This is a genomic window from Aquabacterium humicola (assembly GCF_030167915.1).
GTDB classification, from domain to species: domain Bacteria; phylum Pseudomonadota; class Gammaproteobacteria; order Burkholderiales; family Burkholderiaceae_C; genus Pseudaquabacterium; species Pseudaquabacterium humicola.
Genome location: NZ_JARGNB010000007.1, coordinates 200952 through 216272, shown reverse-complemented (window position 1 = coordinate 216272; position 15321 = coordinate 200952). Strand labels below are relative to the sequence as shown.

The following is a 15321-nucleotide window of genomic DNA, read 5'->3' as shown; positions in this document are numbered from 1 at the left end:
GCCGCGTTCCCGCGGCCGGGGCGACGGCCCTCAGGCGGCGCGTCCGATGCCGGTGCTCGCGGCCGCCCGCGGCGCCGCGGCCGCCGCCGCGCCGGCCCGCTTGTGCGCCAGCACCGCGGCGAGGATCAGGCCCATGCCCAGCCACTGCAGCGGCTGCGGCCAGGCGCCGAACCAGGCCAGGTCGACCAGCAGCGCAACCGCCGGGTAGACGAAGGACAGCATCGCCAGCGACGACGCCGGCAGGCGCTGGAACGCCGCGTACATCAGCGTGTACATGAAGGCCGTGTGCACGAGGCCGAGCGTGGCCAGCGCGCCGAGCGCGACCGCGCCGGCGGGCCAGGTGAACGGCCACGCGACGGGCGCCAGCAGCACGACCCCGAGCCCCATCTGCAGCGCGGCGATCTGCGCCGACGGCAGGTGCTGCAGCTTCTGCGTCGCGATCGTCGCCACGGCGTACAGCGCCGCCGCCGCGGCGGCCAGCGCGACGCCTGACCAGCTTGCGCCGTCGAGGCCGTCGGCCCCCAGCCCGCTCGACAGCAGCACGCCGGCCATCGCCAGCGCCAGCCACGGCAGGCGGCGCCCGTCCAGCCGTTCGGTGCCCAGCGCGGCGGCGAGCAGCAGCAGCATGAACGGCTGCGTGTGGTAGACGACGGTGGCCACCGAGATGGGGGTGAAGCGGTAGGCCGAGAACAGGCACAGCCAGTTGGCGACCAGCGCCGCACCGCCCAGCAGCAACCACGCAATCGCGCGCCAGGTGAGCGGCCGCCAGCCGCGCGTCCAGGCCAGCCAGGCCAGCAGCGCCGCGCCGCCGATCGCGCAGCGGAACAGCACCACCACCAGCGGCGGCTGGCCACTCTCGACCACCAGCGCGCCGATGGTGCCGGACAGCGCCATCGCGGCCAGCATGCGCCAGGTGCCGGATCGGATCGGGTGGTCGTTCATGGGGTCGCTTCGCCGGTCGGGGAGGGTGGCCGTACGATCACACGCGGCCTTCACGCGCACAATCCGCTGCTCGGGAACATCACTGATTCCTCTCAGGCAACAATCAGGCGGCAAGAACACCGACATGGACAACCTGCTGCTCAGCGAGATGGTGGTCTTCGCGCGCGTCGTCGAAGCGCGCGGCTTCGCGCCGGCGGCGAGGGCGCTGGGGCTGACGACGTCCGCGGTCAGCCGCAGCGTCGCGCGGCTCGAGGCGGCGCTGGGCTTGAAGCTGCTGCATCGCACGACCCGCGCGGTGTCACTGACCGAGGACGGCGCCGAGGTCTACCCCGGCTGTGCGCGCCTCTTGCAGACCGCGCGCGACGTGCAGTCGCTGGCCGGCCGCTTCGCGTCGACGCCGCGCGGCAAGCTGCGCGTCAGCGCGCCGCCGGTGTTCGGCGAACTGTGGCTGGCGCCGAAGCTGCCCGGCTTCTTCGCGCGCTGGCCGGAGGTGGAGATCGAGCTGGTGCTCGTCGACCGGGTGGTCGACCTCGTCGACGAGGGCTTCGACCTTGCGCTGCGCATCGTCGCGCCCGATGCGCTGGCGCCGGGGCTGGTCGCGCGGCGGCTGGGCGTGATGGGCTACGTGCTGGTCGCGTCGCCCGGCTACCTGCAGCGCCGCGGCCGGCCGGCCACACCCGCCGAGCTGGCGTCGCACGCCTGCATCTGGCTCGGCTACGGCGCCTTCGGCGAACGACTGCAGATGCAGCGCGACGGCGAGGCGCCGGTCGACGTGCAGTTGACCGGGCCTCTGACGGTGAACAACTCGGCCGCGATCCTGGCGACCGTCGAGGCGGGTCTGGGTATCGGCCTGGTGCCGGATTTCGCCGCCGCGGCCGGCCTGCGCGACGGGCGCCTCGAACGCCTGCTGGCCGACTGGCACTTCGCCGGCGGCTACGCGACGCGGGGCGTGCACGCGGTCTACGCGCCCACGCGCCACTTGCCGCGCAAGGTCCGGGCGCTCATCGACCACCTCGCCGAAGGGGGCACGGACGCGGCGGCGGAAGCGGCGATGATTCGGCCGTGAGCTCCGAACGTCCGCCGTCCCCACCGCCATCGTCGTCTTCCGCGACGGCCGAACCCCGCGAGCCGGGCGACATGCGCGCCGGCCTGCCGCCGCCGCCGTTGCCGACACCGAAGGCGGCGCTGCCGACCGCGCCGCTGGCCGGCCGCTACCGTCCCTTCACGCCGCGCCAGCGGCTGCGATTGCTGGGCGGCACGGTGATCTTCGTGCTCGTGCTGTGGCTGCTGCTGATCTACCAGCCGGGCCGCAAGCCGCCGCGACACTACCCGCCGCCGCCCGATGTCGCCACGTGCAAGCCGGGCCAGACGACGAACTGCGTCGGCGCGCCGGCCCAGGTGCTGCTGCTGCCGACGGCCTCGGCGCCGCCGGCGTCGGCGCCGGCACGATGAGCGCCTGTTGCGGAACGACCCGCGCTGAATCTTCCGTCACGCGGGTGCTCGAACGCCCCATGCCCGCTTTCCCTCTCCAGACCTCCGGCATCCAGCCCTCGCTGTTCGCCGACGACGACCTGCTGCTGCCCGAGGGCATGAAGTTCGTCGAGAACTTCCTGTCGTCCGCCGACGAAGCGCGCTGGCTCGACGTCGTGCGCGGCATCGAGACGCATGTCGTGCGCTACAAGCAGTACATGGCGAAGCGGCGCTCGGCCGCCTTCGGCGGGCGCTTCGACTACGACACCAATACGCTGCGCGAGGCGCCGCCGATTCCGCCCGCGCTCGAGCCGCTGCGCGCGCAGGTCGCCGACTGGCTGGGCGTCGAGCCGCAGCGCTTCACGCAGCTGCTGGTGGCCGAATACCGGCCCGGCACGCCGCTCGGCTGGCACCGTGACGCACCGGACTTCGAATCGATCGTCGGCGTGTCGCTGGGCGGCCCCGCGCTGATGCGCCTGCGGCCCTATCCGCCGCCGGCCAACGATCCGAAGGCGGTGCGCCACCTGCAGCTGCCGCCGCGCTCGGCCTATGTGCTCGAGGGGCCGGCGCGCTGGGCCTGGCAGCACAGCATCGCCGAGACACCCGGGCTGCGCTACTCGCTCTCGCTGCGCACCGCGCGCGGCACGCCGCGCCTGCTGGGATGAGGATCACGCCGTCGGTGGGTCCTTCGAGCGCGTGCGCGACACGCCGGTGATCACGCCCAGGCCGACCAGGATCACGCTGGCGATGCCGATGTACAGCGCCGGCACCCCGGCGATCGACAGGCCCCAGGCGATGCCGGCGATCAGCACCAGGAAGCCGATGAGGTAGAGCGAGAAGGACATGGTCTTGGCTCCCAACGAGTCCTTGCGAAAGCGGACGTCGTGGCATCGACGCCCGCGCTTCGCGCCACTGTAGGGAGCAGGCCTGCGCGCGCGCATCGGCCTGCGCGTGATCCGCGGGTCGGACCAGGCCTACGCCGTCTGCGCGGACACGGCGTTTTCCTGTAGGTACAAGCACCCCAGCGGATCAACCCCGACCGCGCGCCGGGGCTGTGCTTCGTAGCATCGGCCAGCAGCGCGCTCGAAGAGGCGCGCGACGGAGATCCGGCATGAAGACGTCGTGGAAAACGCGCCTGCGCAGGCAGGCGCTGTGCGGGCTCGTGGCCGCCTGCATCGGCACCGGCGCACGCGCCGCCGAGCTGGTGATCGGCCAGGTGGCACCGCTGTCGGGCGTGCTGGCGAGCTCCGGCCAGCAGATGGTGCTCGGCGGCAAGGTCTGTTTCGACGCGGTCAACGCCGCCGGCGGCGTGCACGGCGCGACGCTGCGCACCATCGTGATCGACGACGGCTACAAGGTCGACGACACGCTGAAGGCCACGAAGGCGCTCGTCGCGAAGCCCGAGGTGGTCGCGCTGTTCGGCTTCGCCGGCACCTCCAACGTCGGCAAGCTGCTGGAGCAGCAGGTGCTGGCCGATGCCGGCATCGCGCTGGTCGCGCCCTACACCGGCGGCGAGCCGCTGCGCAGGCCGTTCAACCCGTGGATCTTCCACTTGCGCGCCGGTTATGCCGACGAGGCCGAGCACATGGTCAAGCAGCTGGTCACGCAGGGCATCCGGCGTGTCGCGGTGCTGTACCAGGACGACGGCTTCGGCAAGGCCGGGCTGGCCGGCGTCGAGGCCGCGCTGGCGCGGCGCGACCTGAAGCTGGTGGCCGCGGCGCCCTACGAGCGCAACACCGATGCGGTCGGCGCGGCGGTGAAGCAGGTGCTGGCGGCCGAGGCGCAGTCGGTGGTGATGATCGCGGTGAACAAGCCGGCCGCGGCCTTCGTGCGCCAGTACCGCGAGGCCGGCGGCGGCGGCCAGCTCTTCAACATCTCGGTCGTCGATCCGGCGGAGCTGGTCAAGCTGGGCGGCCTGCAGAACGTGCGCGGCCTGGGCATCAGCCAGGTGGTGCCCTACCCCTATCAGGGCGCGCTGCCGGTGGTGCGCGAATTCCACGCGGCGCTCGCGAAGCATGCGCCCGGCCAGGCGGTGAACTACACCAACTTCGAGGAATACCTCGGCTGCAAGGTGCTGGTCGAAGGCCTGAAGCGCGCCGGCCCGGCGCCGACGCGCGCGAAGCTGATCGCGGCGCTGGAATCGCTGCGCGAGTTCGACCTCGGCGGCATCCGCATCAGCTACGGACCGAAGGAGCGTGTCGGCTCGCGCTTCGTCGAGGTCACGGTGATCGGCAGCGACGGCAAACTTCTGAAGTGAGCGGCCAGGCGCCACGGGCGCTGAGGACGCTCAGCGCCGCGCCTGGCGCAGCAGCAGCGCGGTCGTCTCGCGCGCCGGCAGCGGCATGCCGAAGAAGTGGCCCTGCGCGGTCTCGCAGCCGTGCTGCCGCAGGAAGTCGGCCTGCGCGGCGGTCTCGACGCCCTCGGCGACGACCTGCAGGTTCAGCGCATGGGCCATCGCGATGATGGTGCGCGCGATCGTCGCATCGCCGCCGGGGCGGCCGATGTCGGCGACGAAGCAGCGGTCGATCTTCAGCACGTGCACCGGGAAGCGGCGCAGGTAGCTCAGGCTCGAATAGCCCATGCCGAAGTCGTCGACGGCGATGCGGATGCCGCGGCCGGCCAGCAGCTTCAGCGCGGCGATCGTGCCGTCGGTGTCCTCCATCAGCACGCCTTCGGTGATCTCCAGCTCGACCAGCTCGCAGGGCACGCCGGCCTCGTCGATGGTGCGCATGATCGCGCCGGCGAGGTCGGGCTGGCGGAACTGGCGCGACGACAGGTTGACCGCGACGCTGCAGTCGCAGCCCAGCGCGCGCCAGCGGGCCAGCTGGCTGCAGGCCTCGCGCAGCGCCCATTCGCCGATCGGCACGATCGCGCCGACCTCCTCGGCGATCGGAATGAACTCCGCCGGCGACACCGCACCCAGCGTCGGATGCTGCCAGCGGATCAGCGCCTCGACGCTGCTCGCGCGGCCGCTGGCGAGCTCGACCTTCGGCTGGTAGTGCAGCTCGAGCTGGTGGCGCTTGAGCGCGTGGCGCAGCTCGCGTTCGAGCAGGTGCACCCGCTCGGCCTGGCGGCCCATGCCCGGCTCGTAGAACTGGAAGTTGTTGCGGCCGCGCTCCTTGGCGCGGTACATCGCGGTGTCGGCGCGCATCAGCAGCTCGGCGGGCTGCGCGCCGTCGTGCGGGCAGCGGCAGATGCCGATGCTGGCGGTGACGGTCAGTTCGTAGCCGTCGACGACGAAGGGCTCGGCCAGCGCCGCGATCAGGCGCCGCGCGACGGTCTCGACCGCGGCGCGGCCCTCGAGGCGGCACAGCACGGTGAACTCGTCGCCACCGAGCCGCGCGATGCAGTGGCCGCCACTGCCGCCGGCGTCCAGGCAGCCGCGCAGCCGCTGCGCGACCGCGCACAGCAGCTGGTCGCCCAGCGCATGGCCGAGCGTGTCGTTGACGATCTTGAAACGGTCGAGGTCGATGAACAGCAGCGCCAGCGCGTGGCCGCCGGCGGCCGCGGCGGCGGCGTCCAGGTCGAGCGTCGCATGCAGGTACTGGCGGTTGGGCAGCCCGGTCAGCGGATCGGTGTGCGCCAGGTGCTCCAGGTGCGCCTGGTAGCGCTGCATCGCGTCGGCCGCGAGGCGGCGGTCGGTGACGTCCTCGAAGATCCACACCACGCCGCGCAGCGGGTCGGCCCTGTCGACCGCACTGCCGCGCACGCGGCACCAGAACAACGTGCCGTCGGCGCGGCGCAGCTGCAGCTCCTCGGTCACCACCTCGCCGCGTGCCAGCGCCGGATAGGCGCGGCCGCCGAACGCGCTCCAGTCCTCGGGCGCCTGGAAGTACACCGCCGTGCCCAGGCGCCTCACCTCGTCGCCGCTGCGCTGGAACAGCGCTTCCCATTGCGGGTTGACCCACACCGGCTGGCGGTCGACGAAGAAGCCGACGCCGACCTGCAGGCCCTCGAGGATGGCCTGCTGCTGCGCCAGCGTCTGGCGCAGCGCCGCGTCGCCGCGCGGCACGGCCGGCGCGCCGCCTTGGCGGCGTTCAGGCCGCCTCGGCGCCAGCATCCTCACGCGACGACCGGTACGGCGTCGCCTCGCTGGGGTCGGTCTGCACGGGCGCCGAACGCCGCGCGCGCCAGGCCAGGAACTCGCCGACGAAGCCGCGCCGGAACGCGAGCACGCAGACGATGAAGGTCAGGCCGATGATCACCGTGACCCAGGCGCCGACGCGGTCGGCCAGGTAGTCCTGCAGGCCGATGATCGTCACCGCGCCGACCGCCGGGCCGGCGAAGGTGCCCATGCCGCCGAGCAGTGTCATCAGCACCACCTCGCCGGACATCGTCCAGTGCACGTCGGACAGCGTCGCGAAGCCGAGCACCAGCGTCTTCAGCCCGCCCGCGAGCCCGGCCAGCGCGGTGCTGAGCACGAAGGCCAGCAGCTTGTAGCGGTCGACCGCGTAGCCCAGCGAGACCGCGCGTGGTTCGTTCTCGCGGATCGCCTTCAGCACCTGGCCGTAGGGCGAGCGCACGATGCGCACGATGGCCGCGAACACCGCGACGAAGACTGCCAGCACGGCGTAGTACATCGTCAGGTCGTCGCCCAGCGGCAGCAGGCCGAAGAGCTTGCCGCGCGGCACGCCCTGCAGGCCGTCCTCGCCGCCGGTGAAGGGTGCCTGCAGGCAGACGAAGTACACCATCTGCGCCAGCGCCAGCGTGATCATCGCGAAGTAGATGCCCTGGCGGCGGATGGCGATCGCGCCGACGGCCAGGCCCAGCAGCGCGGCAATGAGCACGCCGGCCGCCAGCGCGAGCTCCGGCGGCCAGTGCGCCGAGGCCACCAGCCAGCCGGTGCCGTAGGCCGCCGCGCCCATGAAGGCCGCGTGGCCGAAGGACAGCAGCCCGGTGAAGCCCAGAAGCAGGTTGAAGGCGCAGGCGAAGATCGCGTAGCACAGCGCCTTCATCGCGAAGACCGGGTAGACGCCGAGGAAGGGCGCGGCGGCGAGCAGCGCGAGCGCGAGGCCCCAGGCCAGGCGTTCGGTGCGGGGTGGGAGCGCTTGCATCAGTGTTCCTTGCCGAACAGCCCCGCCGGCCGGACCATCAGCACGATCGCCATGATCACGAACACGACGATGTTCGACGCTTCGGGATAGAAGACCTTGGTCAGCCCTTCGATCAGGCCGAGCACCAGGCCGGTGAGGATGGCGCCGAGGATCGAGCCCATGCCGCCGATCACCACCACTGCGAAGACGACGATGATCAGGTTGCTGCCCATCAGCGGCGTCAGCTGGATCACCGGCGCGGCGAGCACGCCGGCCAGCCCTGCCAGCGCGGCGCCGCCGGCGTAGGTCAGCGTGACGAGCTTGGGCACGTCGATGCCGAAGGCCTGCACGAGCTGCGGGTTCTCGGTGCCGGCGCGCAGCGTGGCGCCCAGGCTCGTCTTCTCGATCACGTACCAGGTCATCCCGCACAGCACGAGCGACGCGAAGACCACCCAGCCGCGGTAGTTCGGCAGCACCATGAAGCCGAGGTCGGTGGCCCCCTGCAGCAGGTCCGGCACCGCGACCTGCTGGCCCGAGACGCCGAAGCGGTCGCGGAAGAGACCCTCGACCACCAGCGCGAGGCCGAAGGTCAGCAGCAGGCCGTACAGCGGGTCGAGCTTGTAGAGCTTGTTCAGCAGCGTGCGCTCGATCGCCGCGCCGAAGGCACCGACGACCAGCGGCGCGAGCGCCAGCGCGGCCCAGTAGTTGAGCCCCAGGCGCTCGAGCGCGATCCACGCGACGTACGCGCCGACCATGTACAGCGCGCCGTGCGCGAAGTTGACGATCCCCAGCAAGCCGAAGATCACCGCCAGGCCGAGGCTCAGGATCGCGTAGAACGAGCCGTTGACCAGGCCCAGCAGCAATTGGCCGAGCAGTGCGGGCAACGGGATGCCGAGGATCTCCACGTCATTGCTCCGTTATTTCCACATCTCGCAGCGCGACTCTTCCTTCGTCGTGAAGGCGTCCTCGCCCTTGATGGTCTGCACGACGTTGTAGTAGTCCCAGGGCTCGGTCGACTTCTCCGGCGACTTCACCTGCATCAGGTACATGTCGTGGATCATCCGGCCGTCGGCGCGCACGTAGCCGCCCTTGGCGTACATGTCGTTGATCCTGGTCTTCTTCAGCTCGGCCATCACCTTGTCGCCGTCGTCGGTGCCGGCGGCCTTCACCGCCTTCAGGAAGGTCAGCGCCGCGGAGTAGTCGCCGGCCTGCACCGACGAGGGCATGCGCTTGAACTTCTCGAAGAAGCGCTTGCTCCAGGCGCGCGTCTCGGGGCTGTGGTTCCAGTACCAGCTGTCGGTCAGGTACATGCCCTGCGTGGCCTTCAGGCCCAGCGCGTGCACGTCGTTGATGAACATCAGCAACGCGGCGAGCTTCATCTGCTTGGTGATGCCGAACTCGCTGGCCGCCTTGATCGAATTGGTCAGGTCGCCGCCGGCATTGGCCAGGCCCAGGATCTGCGCCTTGCTGCTCTGCGCGCGCAGCAGGAAGGACGAGAAGTCCGCCGCCGACAGCGGATGGCGCACCGAGCCGACGACCTCGCCGCCGGCGGCGCGCACGACCTTGGTGGTGTCGGTCTGCAGCGCGTTGCCGAACGCGTAGTCGGCGGTCAGGAAGTACCACTGCTTGCCGCCGGACTTGACCACCGCGGCGCCGGTGCCCTTGCTCAATGCCACGGTGTCGTAGGCGTAGTGCACGGTGTAGGGCGAGCACTTCTCGTTGGTCAGCACCGAGGTCGCCGCACCGACGGCGAAGAAGGGCTTCTTCTTCTCGGCCGCCAGCTGCGCGAGCGCCAGGTTGACGCCGGAGTTGACGCCGCCGATCAGCATGTCCAGGCCCTGGTTGTCGAACCACTCGCGGGCCTTGCCGGAGGCGATGTCGGCCTTGTTCTGGTGGTCGGCGAAGAGCACCTCGATCTTCTTGCCGTTGAGCGTGCCGCCGAAGTCGGCGATCGCCATGCGGATCGCCTCGACGCCGCCTTCGCCGTCGAGGTCGGAGTACAGGCCCGACATGTCGGTGGTGATGCCGATGCGGATCACGTCGCCGGAATACTGGGCCTGCGCGGGCGCCACGAAGGCGGCGGCCGCGGCGAGGCCGACGGCGGCGAGCTTGGATTTCAGTGCCATGGGGCTTGTCTCCTGTTGTCGGGGGTGAAGCGGGGGAAGCGGAAGGGGGCAGGGCGTCAGACGCCCAGCAGCTGCTGCAGCTGCTTCTCGTGCGCGGGCAGCTCGGACTGGCTGAAGGCCTGCGTGATGCGGCCGTGCTCCATCACCAGGAAGCGGTCGGCCAGCGGCGCGGCGAAGCGGAAGTTCTGCTCGACCATCACGACGGTGAAACCCTGGTCGCGCAGCGCCAGCACCATCTCGGCGAGCTTCTCGACGATCACCGGCGCGAGGCCCTCGGAGATCTCGTCGAGCAGCAGCAGCTTCGCGCCGGTGCGCAGGATGCGCGCGACCGCCAGCATCTGCTGCTCGCCGCCCGACAAGCGCGTGCCCGGGCTCGCCGCGCGCTCGCGCAGGTTGGGGAACATCGCGTGGATGCGTTCGACGCTCATGCCGCCGCGTGGCGTCAGCGGCGGCGGCAGCAGCAGGTTCTCGTGCGTCGACAGGCTCGAGAAGATGCCGCGCTCTTCCGGGCAGTAGCCGACGCCCAGCCGCGCGATGCGGTAGGTGGGCAGCCCGATCGTCTCCTGCCCGCGCACGCGCACCGAGCCCTTGCGCGCGCCGGTCAGGCCGAGGATCGCGCGCAGCGTGCTGGTGCGGCCGGCGCCGTTGCGGCCGAGCAGCGTGACCACCTCGCCCGCGTCGACATGGAAGTCGACGCCGTGCAGCACGTGCGATTCGCCGTACCAGGCGTGCAGCGCACGCACTTCGAGCATCGGTGTCGACATCAGTGGGCGCCCTGCAGCGTGGCGGCCGAGCTGCCCATGTAGGCCTCGATCACCGCGGGATTGGCCGAGACCTCGGCATACGGCCCTTCGGCCAGCTTGGCGCCGCGCTGCAGCACGGTGATCGTGTCGGCCAGGCTGCCGACGACGCCCATGTTGTGCTCGACCATCAGCACGGTGCGGTTGGCCGCGACCTTGCGGATCAGCTGGCGCACCCGGTCCACGTCCTCGGCGCCCATGCCCTGCGTCGGCTCGTCCAGCAGCAGCAGCTCGGGGTCGGCCGCCAGCGTCGTCGCGATCTCCAGCGCGCGCTTGCGGCCGTAGCTCAGCTCGACCGCGGGCAGGCGGGCGAAGGGCGCCAGGTCCACCGCGTCCAGCAGCTCGAGCGCGCGCGCGTCCAGCCGCTGCAGCGAGCGTTCGGGCCGCCAGAAGTGGAACGAGGTGCCGAGCTTGCGCTGCAGCGCGACGCGCACGTTCTCCAGCACGCTGAGGTGCGGGAACACCGCGGAGATCTGGAACGAGCGCACCAGGCCGCGCTGCGCCACCTGCGCCGGCGCGTCGGCGGTGATGTCGGTGCCGTTGAAGCGGATGCGGCCCGCCGACGGCTGCAGGAACTTCGTCAGCAGGTTGAAGCAGGTGGTCTTGCCCGCGCCGTTGGGGCCGATCAGCGCATGGATGCTGCCGCGCCTGACCTGCAGGTCGACGCGATCGACCGCGACGAAGCCCCTGAAGGCCTTGCTCAGTGCCGTCGCTTCGAGAATGATGTCGTTGCCCATGGCGCCCTTGTTCATCGCGGGGCCGAATCTTGGGTGGACGCGCCCCGCAAGGGCAGTCGCACGAATACCTCGGTGGCAACCCGTCGGCAGGACTACCTCGGTGGCAACCCCATCGCAGAACTACTGCAGTGAAAGCTCGGGGGTGGGCGGGCCGCGGCTTTAGGCTCGTCTTAAGCCGGCAGGCCGACACTGCCGACCCCTGAGAGCCTGTGAAGCATTCCGCCACGCCCGCTCGTGCGCCCCAAACGGCGCCGCTCGTCGTTGCAAATGCTCGTCGTAGCACGGGCTACGACTCGCATTTGCGTCTAGATCGGCACCGTTTGGCGCGCCCGCTCGGACGCGCCGGAATACTTCACAGGCTCTGACGCAGTCTTCAGGAGCGCGCATGAACGATGTCGACACCCCGGCCACCGACGTGGCGGCCGGCGCCCTGAGCGATGCCGACCTGGTGCTCGCATTCGACCTCGCGCCGGTCGGCCTGTGCGTGCTGCGCAAGCGCGTGATCCAGCGCTGCAACGACGCCTTCGCCCGCATGTTCGGCTACACGCCGGAGGAACTCGCCGGGCAGTCGATGTCGACGCTCTACCCGTCGACCTCCGAGTTCGAGAACATCGGCGAACGCGGCATCGCGGTGATGCGCACCAGCGGCCACTACGCCGACGAACGCATCATGAAGCACCGCAGCGGGCGGCTCTTCTGGTGCCATGCCTCGGGTCGCTCGCTCGATCGCGACGACCCGTTCGGTTGCTCGGTGTGGATGTTCGAGGACATCTCGGCCAAGCGCCCGGTGACCACGCCGCTGACCCCGCGCGAGCGCGAGATCGCACAGCTGCTGGTCGAGGGCAAGACCAGCAAGCTCATCGCGCGCGCGCTCGGCGTCAGCCCGCGCACGATCGATGCCCACCGCGCGCGGCTGCTGCGCAAGCTCAAGGTCAGCACGCCCACCGAGCTGGTGTCGCGGCTGGCCGGCCTGAGCGGCTGAAGGCCGCGCGCCCACCTTCCGTGGCGGGGCGCCGCGGCGCCCCGCCTCTCAGTTCGGCAGGTTGATCGTCGAGCCGCTGAAGGTGATCGCATTGCCCGCCGCCGGCGTGGCCGCGATGGCCGGCACGTTGGCCGCGGTGATCGCCGGCGCCGCGCCGGGCGTGCCGCCGCGCGGCGTCGTGCGCACCACCTGGCTCGGCGGCAACGCGGTGCCGCTCTTCAGCTTGGCCCACATCGCGTTCATCGCCTGGTTGAAGTACGCGTGCAGCGGCACGAAACGGGTGTCGAAGCCGGACAGCGGCAGGAAGGCATCGAAGTGCTGGGCGTTGGTGACCTCGATGTAGCTCAGCTGGCTGGCGGCGCCCTCGACGCCCTTGCTGAACGCGGCATAGGCGCGCGACGAGTGGTTGATCGCCACCAGCGCGTCGCTGCGGCCGGTGACGATCAGCGTCGGCTTGCCGCGCAGGTTGCCCGACAGCCGCACCTCGGCGACACCGGCCTGCACCGCCTGGCTCTGCGCCAGCGTGGGCGTGCTGGTGGCCGTCAGCGCGGCGCCGGTCACGGTGTCGCGGCCGGTGACCAGCGCGCGCTGGCACAGCGCGGCGTCGAGCGCGAAGTCGGCGCTGCCGGTCGACGGCGATACCGCGAAGGCCCAGGACTTCGCACCGCCGACCGAGTCGTTGTAGACCACGCTGGCCGGCGCGCCGTTGGCGGTGCCGTTGCCGATCGCGAAGCTGGCGGCCTTCACCGCCGCGGAGACGGGGATCACGTCGCCGGTGGCATTGACCTGCGCGAGGCTCATGCCGCACAGGTTGTCCGTCACCGAGAAGCGGCCGTAACCCGTCGTGTACATCATGCCGATGATCGCGGCGTTGCCCAGGCCGTAGTGCGCGTTGTGCATCGTGTCGTGCTGCGGCTCCCAGCCGTACTGGCGCAGCTTCGCCAGCGCGTCGGCGGCCTGCGCGGCCGTCGTCGCGCCGCTCACGAGGCCCTTCGCCGCCAGGCCGGCACATCGATTGGCCGCGCGCGCATTCATCGCGGTCAGCGTCATGTAGTTGTAGATCGAGGCCTCGGCCATCACCACGCTGTCGGCCAGCGCGGCGCAGGGCTGGTAGAGGTTGGCGACCGTGAAGTAGTCGATCAGCGGCTTGCCGACGGTGGGCACCGGCGTGCCGCCGACGTTCACCGTGATGCCGCTGTTGGCGGACGGCTGCGCGCTGGGCTCGCTGACCACCACGCCATCGATCAGGCCTTCGGTGTCCTGCTCGGCCGCGCGCAGCGCCGCGGCACCGCCGTTGGACACCGCGCCGGCGATCACGGTGGTGTTCGCCGGCGTGAAGCGGATGGTCTTCGCGTCGCCGTAGCTCGCGGCGTATTCCTGGTTCAGCGCGTACAGCGCGTACTTCGCCGCGGCCAGCGTATCGGTGCCCCAGTCCTTCTCGGGATTGATCTGCGAGTGCACCTGCTTCAGCGCCAGCCGGTTCGGGAACGCGGCGTTGAAGGCGTTGCGGGCGGCGTCCGAGAGGTTGGCCGCGAAGTGCGCCAGCGCGCCGGCGGCGCTGCGCGTCGCGCGCGTGCCGTCGATCTTGTTGACCGTGTCGTCGGTCGGGTCGTACAGGCCCATGCCCTTGCCGGCATCGGTCAGCGCGACGGCGCACCCGCGCTTCAGGCCCCATTCGCTGGCCGCGGCCAGCGCGCCGTAGACGCCGCGCGAGCCCGACGACGGCCCGACCACGATGCACGGGTTGTCGGGGTTGAAGCTCGTGGGGATCTGCACCGCCATCGCCACGCGCTTGCGGCCGCTGCCGTCGTCGAGCGAGCCGAGGTATTCCTTGCCCGGGATCAGGCCTTCGCCGAGCGTATCGCCGCCGTTCAGGTCGATGTTCGGGCCGTAGAGCCGGCCGTAGCCGCCGTTGGCCGTCGGGTCCGCCAGGCCGCGGTAGTTGGCGAACAGCGCGTTGCGGCGCAGTTCCGCGGCGGTCGGGTTCAGCGGGTCGGCATAGGCCGGCGCGGCGGCGGCGCCGAGGCCGGTGCGGCCGAGTCCGGCGGTCAGCAGGTCCTGCGTCGCGGCGGTGCTGCCGTTGCCGACGGCGGTGGCGCCGTAGACCGTGGTCGAGTGGTGCGTCGCGCCCGCCGGCAGCACGTTCAGCGGCGGCGGGTCGTCGCCGCCGCCGCAGCCGGCCAGCGTGGCGCCGAGGGCGGCCAGCACGCCCAGCGTGATGTGGTTGATCTTCATCGATTTGTCTCCTGTTTCATTGGCCCCCCAAGTCGCTTCGCTCCTGCCCCCGAGGGGGCTCAGCCGCCTTGGGGCGGCCCGGCGGCGGCTGGAACAGACAAGGCTCCGCCCGCCGGCGAATCGGGTCGGTTGATTGCCGCGTGGCGCGCTGCTAACGTGTTATTGAGCCGTCCATCCGCCGTCGACGGGCAGCGTGATGCCGTTGATGTTGTGGGCCCAGGGCCGGCACAGCATCGACGCCAGCTCACCGATCTCGGCCGGGCGCGACATGCGCAGGCTCGGCTGCTTCTCGCGCAGCAGGTCGGCCACCGCGGTCTCGCGGTCGCCGCCGACGATCGCCGCGCGCGCGGCGATCTGCGGCTCGATCAGCGTGGTCTCGGTCCAGCCCGGGGCGATGCAGTTGGCGGTGATGCCGCCCGAGTCGCGCGTGCCCGCGGCCGCGCATTCCAGCGCCGCGACGCGCGTCAGCCCGACCAGTCCGAACTTCGCCGCGACGTACGGCGCCTTGTTCACCGAGGCCACCAGCCCGTGCACCGACGCGATGTTGACGATGCGGCCGTAGCCGCGCGACAGCATGCCCGGCAGCGCGCGCCGCATCACGTGGAAGGCCGACGACAGGTTGACCGCCAGGATCGCGTCCCAGCGCTCGGGCGGCATCTCGACGATCGGCGCGGTGAACTGGATGCCGGCGTTGTTGATGGCGATGTCCAGCGCACCGCGCCAGCCGATCGCCTCGTCCATCAGCGCGTCGATCGCCGCCGGATCGCGCAGGTCGTGGCCGAGGAAGCGCACGTCCGGCGCGCCGGCCTCGCGCAGCGCGGTGGCGGCGCGGTCGGCCTCGGCGGGTGTGGCCAGGCCGTGCAGCACGATGGCGGCGCCGGCCGCGGCCAGCCGCTCGGCCACCGCGAAGCCGATGCCCTGCACCGAGCCGGTGACCAGCGCGGTGCGGCCTTGCAGGAAGGGGGCGTTCATCTGGGGATCTCGCGGAAGTGAAAG

15 protein-coding genes are annotated in these 15321 nt (G+C 71.4%); 5 read left to right on the top strand and 10 right to left on the bottom strand.

The window, feature by feature from the left end:
* Positions 1 to 30 precede the first annotated feature (30 nt).
* Positions 31 to 942, bottom strand: coding sequence for a DMT family transporter (locus P1K89_RS26170; protein ID WP_284619480.1), 912 nt, complete (start codon positions 940 to 942; stop codon positions 31 to 33).
* A gap of 124 nt (positions 943 to 1066) precedes the next feature.
* On the opposite strand from P1K89_RS26170, the gene P1K89_RS26165 reads away from it, so the two are divergent.
* From P1K89_RS26165 to P1K89_RS26155, 3 genes are read left to right on the top strand one after another with little or no spacing between them, the layout of a single operon-like run.
* Positions 1067 to 2008 (top strand): LysR family transcriptional regulator, encoded by a 942-nt coding sequence (locus P1K89_RS26165; protein WP_284619479.1) that lies wholly within the window; start codon positions 1067 to 1069, stop codon positions 2006 to 2008.
* Positions 2005 to 2394: a hypothetical protein gene (locus P1K89_RS26160; protein WP_284619478.1), complete on the top strand. Its 390-nt coding sequence runs from the start codon at positions 2005 to 2007 to the stop codon at positions 2392 to 2394. The genes P1K89_RS26165 and P1K89_RS26160 overlap by 4 nt, the downstream gene beginning before the upstream one ends.
* A gap of 59 nt (positions 2395 to 2453) precedes the next feature.
* The gene (locus tag P1K89_RS26155; protein WP_284619477.1) at positions 2454 to 3077 is read left to right on the top strand and encodes an alpha-ketoglutarate-dependent dioxygenase AlkB; all 624 of its coding nucleotides are present in this window, start codon (positions 2454 to 2456) and stop codon (positions 3075 to 3077) included.
* A 3-nt stretch (positions 3078 to 3080) separates the two neighbouring features.
* On the opposite strand, the gene P1K89_RS26150 is transcribed toward P1K89_RS26155, so the two are convergent.
* Positions 3081 to 3257 carry a hypothetical protein gene (locus P1K89_RS26150; protein ID WP_284619476.1) on the bottom strand — a complete coding sequence of 59 codons (177 nt, stop codon included), beginning with the start codon at positions 3255 to 3257 and terminating at the stop codon, positions 3081 to 3083.
* 266 nt (positions 3258 to 3523) lie between these two features.
* Here P1K89_RS26150 and P1K89_RS26145 point away from each other — a divergent pair, with 266 nt between their 5' ends.
* Entirely contained in the window at positions 3524 to 4669 is a 1146-nt protein-coding gene (locus P1K89_RS26145; protein WP_284619475.1) for an ABC transporter substrate-binding protein, read from the top strand.
* A gap of 30 nt (positions 4670 to 4699) precedes the next feature.
* Here P1K89_RS26145 and P1K89_RS26140 read toward each other — a convergent pair whose 3' ends face one another.
* Genes P1K89_RS26140 through P1K89_RS26115 form a run of 6 tightly spaced genes read right to left on the bottom strand, consistent with a single transcriptional unit; the run spans position 4700 to position 11108 of the window.
* Positions 4700 to 6424, bottom strand: a complete 1725-nt coding sequence (locus P1K89_RS26140; RefSeq protein ID WP_284619474.1) for a putative bifunctional diguanylate cyclase/phosphodiesterase — start codon at positions 6422 to 6424, stop codon at positions 4700 to 4702.
* Between the two features lie 25 nt (positions 6425 to 6449).
* The gene (locus P1K89_RS26135) at positions 6450 to 7466 is read right to left on the bottom strand and encodes a branched-chain amino acid ABC transporter permease (protein ID WP_284619473.1); all 1017 of its coding nucleotides are present in this window, start codon (positions 7464 to 7466) and stop codon (positions 6450 to 6452) included.
* Positions 7466 to 8350, bottom strand: a complete 885-nt coding sequence (locus tag P1K89_RS26130) for a branched-chain amino acid ABC transporter permease (protein WP_284619472.1) — start codon at positions 8348 to 8350, stop codon at positions 7466 to 7468. The genes P1K89_RS26135 and P1K89_RS26130 overlap by 1 nt, the downstream gene beginning before the upstream one ends.
* A 12-nt stretch (positions 8351 to 8362) precedes the next feature.
* Complete coding sequence (locus P1K89_RS26125; protein ID WP_284619471.1) at positions 8363 to 9571, bottom strand: ABC transporter substrate-binding protein; 1209 nt, start codon at positions 9569 to 9571, stop codon at positions 8363 to 8365.
* 56 nt (positions 9572 to 9627) lie between these two features.
* Positions 9628 to 10335 carry an ABC transporter ATP-binding protein gene (locus P1K89_RS26120; RefSeq protein WP_284619470.1) on the bottom strand — a complete coding sequence of 236 codons (708 nt, stop codon included), beginning with the start codon at positions 10333 to 10335 and terminating at the stop codon, positions 9628 to 9630.
* Entirely contained in the window at positions 10335 to 11108 is a 774-nt protein-coding gene (locus P1K89_RS26115; protein WP_284619615.1) for an ABC transporter ATP-binding protein, read from the bottom strand. Before P1K89_RS26115 ends, P1K89_RS26120 begins: the two co-directional genes overlap by 1 nt.
* A gap of 385 nt (positions 11109 to 11493) precedes the next feature.
* Here P1K89_RS26115 and P1K89_RS26110 point away from each other — a divergent pair, with 385 nt between their 5' ends.
* Positions 11494 to 12090, top strand: a complete 597-nt coding sequence (locus P1K89_RS26110; RefSeq protein ID WP_284619469.1) for a PAS and helix-turn-helix domain-containing protein — start codon at positions 11494 to 11496, stop codon at positions 12088 to 12090.
* A 48-nt stretch (positions 12091 to 12138) separates the two neighbouring features.
* On the opposite strand, the gene P1K89_RS26105 is transcribed toward P1K89_RS26110, so the two are convergent.
* Positions 12139 to 14325, bottom strand: coding sequence for a 3-hydroxybutyrate oligomer hydrolase family protein (locus tag P1K89_RS26105; RefSeq protein ID WP_284619468.1), 2187 nt, complete (start codon positions 14323 to 14325; stop codon positions 12139 to 12141).
* Positions 14326 to 14484: 159 nt separating this feature from the next.
* Positions 14485 to 15297 (bottom strand): SDR family oxidoreductase, encoded by an 813-nt coding sequence (locus P1K89_RS26100; protein ID WP_284619467.1) that lies wholly within the window; start codon positions 15295 to 15297, stop codon positions 14485 to 14487.
* Positions 15298 to 15321: the final 24 nt, after the last annotated feature.